This is a genomic window from Streptomyces sp. YGL11-2 (genome assembly GCF_050054615.1).
In the GTDB taxonomy this organism is placed as follows: Bacteria; Actinomycetota; Actinomycetes; order Streptomycetales; family Streptomycetaceae; genus Streptomyces.
In genome coordinates, this window is record NZ_JBNHIN010000075.1 from 1 (window position 1) to 2394 (window position 2394).

Here is a 2394-nt window from a genome sequence, read left to right on the forward strand (position 1 = left end):
TCCTTGACCTCGCCCTTGAGGACACCGGCCTGGAGCGTGGCGCCGATGGCGACGACCTCGTCCGGGTTGACGCCCTTGTGCGGGTCCTTGCCGGTCAGCTCCTTGACCAGCTCCGTCACCGCGGGCATCCGGGTCGAACCGCCGACCAGGATCACGTGGTTGATGTCCGCGACCTTGATCCCCGCGTCGTCGATGGCGTTGTGGAACGGGGCCTTGCAGCGGTCGAGCAGGTCCGCGGTCATCTGCTCGAACTGGGCCCGGTTCAGCTTCTCGTCCAGGTGCAGCGGGCCGTCCGGCGACGCGCTCAGGTAGGGGAGGTTGACGGTGGTCTCGGTGGCGGCCGACAGCTCGATCTTCGCCTTCTCGGCGGCCTCGCGCAGCCGCTGGGTGGCCATCTTGTCCTGGGACAGGTCGATGCCGTACGCGTTCTTGAACTGCTTGGTCAGGTGGTCGACGATCCGCTGGTCCCAGTCGTCGCCGCCCAGGTGCGTGTCGCCGTTGGTGGCCTTGACCTCGACGACGCCCTCGCCGATCTCCAGCAGCGAGACGTCGAAGGTGCCGCCGCCGAGGTCGAAGACCAAAATGGTCTGGTCGTTCTCCTTGTCGAGGCCGTAGGCCAGGGCGGCGGCGGTCGGCTCGTTGACGATCCGCAGGACCTTGAGCCCGGCGATCTCGCCGGCCTCCTTGGTCGCGGTGCGCTGGGAGTCGTTGAAGTAGGCCGGGACGGTGACCACGGCGTCCGTCACGTCCTCGCCCAGATAGTCCTCGGCGTCCCGCTTGAGCTTCTGCAGCACCCGTGCGGAGATCTCCTGCGCGGTGTATTGCTTGCCGTCGATATCGCCGCTCTCCGGGAAGCGCCACCGCGCGTCGCCCATGTGCCGCTTGACCGAGCGCACGGTGCGCTCGACGTTGGTCACGGCCTGGCGTTTGGCGATCTCGCCCACCAGGACCTCCCCGCCCTTGGCGAAGGCGACCACCGACGGGGTGGTCCGGGCGCCCTCGGCGTTGGTGATGACCGTGGGCTCACCGCCCTCCAGCACGCTGACCACCGAATTCGTCGTTCCGAGGTCGATACCGACTGCTCGCGTCATGGTCGTCTCCTCACCGTCGGGCCCGTTCCCGGCCCGGCCCCGATCCGGGGCAGGGCCTCTCACCTGCTGATACGGAGTCCGGGTCCGCTCCCTCATCTGCATAAAACGTGCCCCGATCCCTGGCAAGATGCACCTTTTCGCGGCAAATATTCCGTATGCACCAACAGGGGTCGGGTGGTCGCGCACTGTCACCGGGCGGGCGGATCCGCGGTCCCACCGATCGGGCCGGGGCGTACGGGCGCGGACACCGGCCGGGGCGGTGGCGCGCGAAGCGGCCGGGGGCACGGGATCGGCCCGCCGGACCGCGGAGTTGGGGGCGGTGGAGGTGCCGTTCCAGTGGCTGCGGACCGCCGCCCGGACGCGGACCGACGAGGCCGCCGGGCGCCCGCCGGCCCGGGGACTGATAGACCACCCTCCGGAACGGGGACGGATCCGGCCATGACCATCCTCCTCGGCACCTCCGGCTGGCAGTACCGCGACTGGCGCGGTGTCCTCTACCCGCAGGACCGCCCGCAGCGGCTCTGGCTGGAGGAGTACGCGCGGCACTTCGCCACCGTCGAGAGCAACGCCGCCTTCTACCGGCTGCCCGAGGAGCACACCTTCGCGGACTGGCGGGACCGGACGCCGCCGGGATTCGTGATGGCCGTCAAGGCCAGCCGCTATCTGACGCACATCAAGCGGCTGCGCACCCCGGAAGAGCCGGTCGGGCGGCTGATGGCGCACGCCGCCCACCTCGGCGACCGGCTCGGCCCCGTACTGCTCCAGCTGCCGCCCACCCTGCACGCCGACGCCGGGCTGCTGGACGCCTGCCTCGGCTGCTTCCCCGCCGGGACCCGGGTCGCCGTCGAGCCCCGCCACGACTCGTGGTGGACCGCGGAGATCCGTACGGTGCTGGAGCGCCACGGCGCCGCGCTGTGCTGGGCGGACCGCGGCTCCCGCCCCGTGACGCCCCTGTGGCGGACCGCCGACTGGGGATATCTGCGCTTCCACGAGGGCCGGGCGGAGCCCTGGCCGCGCTACGGGCCGCAGGCGCTGGCCGCCTGGGTCCGGCGGATCGCCGCCACCTGGCCCGACCGGGCCGACGTCCATGCGTACTTCAACAACGATCCCGGCGGGGCCGCCGTCCGCGACGCCGCACGGTTCGCCCGCGCCGCGGCGGACGCGGGCCGTACGGTGAGCCGTGCCCCGGCCCCGGGCGGCCGCACCGGCTGACCGCGGCCGGTCTCCAGGCCGCCCTCCGTGCCACTCGGCAACGCCCACCGCCCGCCGGGCGCCGCGCACTTGGCGCGCCGGGCGCGTCGCG

The 2394-nt window shown here is 72.3% G+C and carries 2 protein-coding genes; one reads left to right on the top strand and one right to left on the bottom strand.

Annotated elements, in window-relative coordinates; translation table 11 throughout:
- On the bottom strand, positions 1–1091 hold a 1091-nt coding region (locus ACO1BR_RS40265; RefSeq protein WP_426800068.1), incomplete at its 3' end, for an Hsp70 family protein.
- A gap of 438 nt (positions 1092–1529) precedes the next feature.
- Here ACO1BR_RS40265 and ACO1BR_RS40270 point away from each other — a divergent pair.
- Positions 1530–2303 (top strand): DUF72 domain-containing protein, encoded by a 774-nt coding sequence (locus ACO1BR_RS40270; RefSeq protein WP_426800069.1) that lies wholly within the window; start codon positions 1530–1532, stop codon positions 2301–2303.
- The last annotated feature ends 91 nt before the right edge of the window (positions 2304–2394 follow it).

Coding starts and splice junctions, on each gene's coding strand:
- ACO1BR_RS40270 (WP_426800069.1), top strand. CDS start 1,530: ATGACCATCCTCCTCGGCACCTCCGGCTGGCAGTACCGCGACTGGCGC.